Annotated in this window: 1 protein-coding gene; it reads left to right on the plus strand. The window is 38.5% G+C overall.

Annotation, left to right across the window (positions count from 1 at the left end):
• On the plus strand, positions 1–205 hold a 205-nt coding region (locus tag ADH49_RS10165), incomplete at both ends, for a hypothetical protein (protein WP_192831857.1).

A 205-nucleotide genomic window follows, 5' to 3' on the forward strand; every position in this document is an offset into this window, starting at 1 on the left:
AGAAGAAACTACAACAACCACTTCATCAAGCGAAGAAGAAACTACAACAACCACTTCATCAAGCGAAGAAGAAACCACAACAACTACTTCATCAAGCGAAGAAGAAACCACAACAACCACTTCATCAAGCGAAGAAGAAACTACAACAACTACTTCATCAAGTGAAGAAGAAACTACAACAACCACTTCATCAAGCGAAGAAGAA

The organism is Streptococcus sp. 400_SSPC, from assembly GCF_001072745.1.
In the GTDB taxonomy this organism is placed as follows: Bacteria; Bacillota; Bacilli; order Lactobacillales; family Streptococcaceae; genus Streptococcus; species Streptococcus xiaochunlingii.